At 59.4% G+C, this 3674-nt stretch carries 2 protein-coding genes; one reads left to right on the top strand and one right to left on the bottom strand.

All coding sequences use genetic code 11. The features are described 5' to 3' along the window. Positions 1-210: 210 nt before the first annotated feature. Positions 211-2307 carry a radical SAM protein gene (locus LJE91_16400; protein ID MCG6870249.1) on the bottom strand — a complete coding sequence of 699 codons (2097 nt, stop codon included), beginning with the start codon at positions 2305-2307 and terminating at the stop codon, positions 211-213. A gap of 640 nt (positions 2308-2947) precedes the next feature. On the opposite strand from LJE91_16400, the gene LJE91_16395 reads away from it, so the two are divergent. Next, positions 2948-3532, top strand: a complete 585-nt coding sequence (locus tag LJE91_16395) for a hypothetical protein (GenBank protein MCG6870248.1) — start codon at positions 2948-2950, stop codon at positions 3530-3532. The last annotated feature ends 142 nt before the right edge of the window (positions 3533-3674 follow it).

The following is a 3674-nucleotide window of genomic DNA, read 5'->3' as shown; positions in this document are numbered from 1 at the left end:
TGCCGGAAAATGACATACCAGATCGCGCCGGGTGAGCTGCGAAGCAGTGAACGGCTTGGGCAGGAAGCCCAAGACCGGTGCCCAAGCAAAGCAGGGACAGCGCCGCGCCGGGATCGTTCGTTATCAAGGCGCGACGACAGGCGCATAGTCGAACTATGTTGCTGTTGTCGCAACACGGAGGACGGACGAAAAGACAAACAGGATGGTATGTCATTTGACAGAAATCGCCTGACCTCCTTCGGGGACAGCTTTCCCGATGATCCGCACCCGCAGATAGGCATGGGAAACAAGCTCATTCAGGAAGCGCATCCTGGCTTCGGAACTATCAGCCTCAACGTGCTGCTCGAGAGACAATAGATCGTTGATATCGCTGAATCGCCTGCCCGCCAGACAATCATAGGTTTTCCGGGGCAACAGCTGGTACTTGTGACGCTGGAGCAGTAACACCACGTCTTCCTTCCCGTGAACGGAGAGCGATGTGTTCCAGCTCAGTTCGACCTGCTCTCCCTCTCCCGGCGCCGGGACGGAGGTGTAGAACGGGAAGGGCCGATCCGTGTAATGGTCGCTGTACAGCGCCGCATACTCCTCGAACCCCGGCCATATGGGATCGATAGTCGCGTGAAAGCGGCTGTACGCCTCGCGCAGACCGGGATAGAACTCGTCCCTGAGCAGGTGCTGGATCCGCCCGGCATCCATGCTGTCGGGGTTGTTCCAATGCCCGGCATCGATACCGATGACGAAATCCTTGTTCAGCGCGTCGGGATCGATGGCTATCCCGTAACGGTCGCGATCCTGGAAGTAGTCGGTTCTCAGTTCCAGGCCAAACGGGTGGATATCGAAACTGTTTCCGGGGTGATCGATGACCTCCCGGTTCTCGATGAAAAAGTCGAAGGTGGTCCTCGCCGACGCCTCGTCTTCCTGCGGAAATCCGATGATGGAGAAGATGTGGAACTGCACACCGGCATCGGCACAGTTCCAAAGCACACTCGGCGCCAGATTGGCCCGCGTCCCCTTGTCCATGTGGTCCAGGGTCGACTGGTCCGCCGACTCCAGGCCGAAGTAGAGTTTCTTCATCCCCATGTCACGCAGTTTTCCGCAGACTTCCGGCGTGAATCCGGCTTCGAGTCTTGCATAGCCGGTAAAGCAGAGCGACCGGTGCCGATCGCCGTCCAGGGCATTGGCCAGTTTCAGCAGCAACCGCGGTGACAGCGCCTCGTCGGTAATGACGAAGTGGCGACAACCAAAACGGTCAGCCAGCGTTTCCACATCGGCTACGATCCTTTCCACGTCCCTGACACGATAGGCCTTCCGGCTGATGTGGTTGATGAAGGGGATGTCACAGAATTTGCATCGATTGTAGTAACAACCCTTGCCCGTGAGGATGGGCAGCACCGGGTACGGGGCGAGATAAGACCTCAGGTCGAGCCCCTCGAAGTCCGGCGTGGGCAGTTCGTTGATGTTTTCCAGGTGCGTGCGAGTCGAATGAACGCGGTCCCGCTCGACATGGAGCAGATTCGGGACCCGTGACAGCTGGCGTGCACCACGAAGCTCGTCGATCAGGGTCAGCAGGGCCGTCTCTCCCTCGTACACGATGACGGCATCCGCGAAATGCCGGAAGAACTCCGGCCGGGTCTCCAGCTCATGGGCGAACTTGGTATAGACCGTGCCGCCGATGACCGTAAAGTGACCCTGCCGCCGCAACAGCCTGGCGAGCATCAGGCCCGGAATGATCTGCTGCCGGTTGGTGATCGTGATGCCCACCAGTTCCGGTTGAATCCGCTCGAGCTCGGGAAACAGATCGTCACGCCAGTGCTCTAGAAACAGATTCAGATCGTCCCTACCGGTCACCTCGACCAGGTCCGCCAGCTTCTCGGGATCGATGCCTTCAACGTCGTAGCGGGGCGGCATGAAGTCGTACGAGATCCGGGGACTTCTGGCGGCCGCGCTGAGTGCCAGCCCGGAGACCACCAGTTCCCGGGCGCTATTGAAGGCATGGGCGTCGAAGAATCGGTCAGGGTCGGTCAGCGTTTCCAGTGCGCTATCCATGACGGACACCACTTTTCCCGCATAAAGGGCCAGTTTCGACTCTGAGGTCGACAAATCCCATCTTCCGTGCATCGCGCCGCGAACCTTCTCCGCGGCCTGCCGAAGCCGATGCGACTGCAGCAGGTATCGCATGCCCAGCACGTTCAGATCGTACATCCGGACATCGATGCCATGAGAACGAAGGAAGGCAGCCAGGGAGGGCAGCGCCAGATGGGGGGCCCTGGGATCGACGACAGGAGGGAAAATCAGGGCAACGGTCATGGGGATCCGTGTTTGGTTGCACCGAATCGGGGCAACTTTATAACGTTTATAGCGTTCGCCGATGCCGCGTCCGCGGGGTTGCAAACGGTTTCGAATTGCTCGCCTACTGTGCGTAAACCCTGCATTTTCATTCGCTCGCGCCCGCCATCCCCTCGCTCGACCGAATCTACCAGAGGCGCCTCGATGGCGATCGGGACCCGTTCGGAGAACGCGAAGCGTGACCCTTCATACTGCTTCCTCAGTCTCCGGACTCGGTTTCCGCGTTCGGGGAGTGTCCGTACCGGCACGAACCCCGTGCGGAGATAGTAAAGTTCGGCCCTACTACCGTCCAGGGCCATCGCTGGCGTTGGAGATCGGGGCCACGCGTCGCTCGCGGGGAACGGATCGTCATTCACGGCGGATGCGCGGCGCCGCGAAATCGAATACCGGCAAATCCGGCACTCCGCACCAACACCCCTTGTCTTATCGACTATTCTCAATGAGAACCCGGTTACCATCTGGATAAGAAACTCGGTTTTTTGTGACTTGTGGAGTGCTACGCTAACCTACCCGTCAGGTCGGCCGGAAAGGTATAGGATTTCGGCCTGATCACGACGGCTACGGTATCGATAAAGCGGGAATAAGGGAGGCTCGCAGTTCCATGACCGACGATGATGACAAGACCCAGATGTTCGGGACCGCCAGGCAGGACTCGCCGGCGCCGGACGCAACACTGACAAGGACATCGCCGGACGGAGATTCCCCCGATTCCATCCCGTTGACCGGCGAGGGCGTGTCGCTGAAATCCGCTCCGGACGGTTCCGTCAGCCTGGCCGACCCCGCGAAGGCAAGGTTCCGGTTCTTCCAGGTCAACGGGGTCTGGGGGGGGCAGGCCCTCGCTGAGGACTCTCCCCTGATCGTGAACGGAAAGCCAATCACCCTTTCTTTTCTCAAATCCGGCGACGATATCGATTTCGACGGGACACATTACGTCTTTCGCTGGGACAACGAATCCGAAAACAAGGTCCCGACCGCCAGAGAAAGGGCGCCGGCATCCGACGCCGGTGGACAATCGGGTCATGGGGTAGCGGTATCGCCTCACGATGCTCCGCCCTCTGCGTCGCAAGCGCCGGGGGAGATACCGATCTTTTCGAAACCCCGACGTAAGCGATTCAGCGGACCGCTCGTAGCGGCAATTGTCCTGGTGATTGTCGCCGCGCTCGTACTGGGGCTGACACTACTCTAACCGCTAGGCTCTGTTGACATTTATCTGGGCGAGTGGATTTTCGAGGGATTTTTCGTCCTGACAAGGCGGATTCGATGCGCAATGCCGCCCCATTGCAAGTCGAATCCAACGCCGTCAGGGCGGAAAAGATCCGTAAAGCCGC

The organism is Gammaproteobacteria bacterium, from assembly GCA_022340215.1.
Classification (GTDB): Bacteria; Pseudomonadota; Gammaproteobacteria; order JAJDOJ01; family JAJDOJ01; genus JAJDOJ01.
This window is presented reverse-complemented; position numbering and strand designations above follow the sequence as displayed.

Coding starts and splice junctions, on each gene's coding strand:
- LJE91_16400 (MCG6870249.1), bottom strand. CDS start 2,307: ATGACCGTTGCCCTGATTTTCCCTCCTGTCGTCGATCCCAGGGCCCCC.
- LJE91_16395 (MCG6870248.1), top strand. CDS start 2,948: ATGACCGACGATGATGACAAGACCCAGATGTTCGGGACCGCCAGGCAG.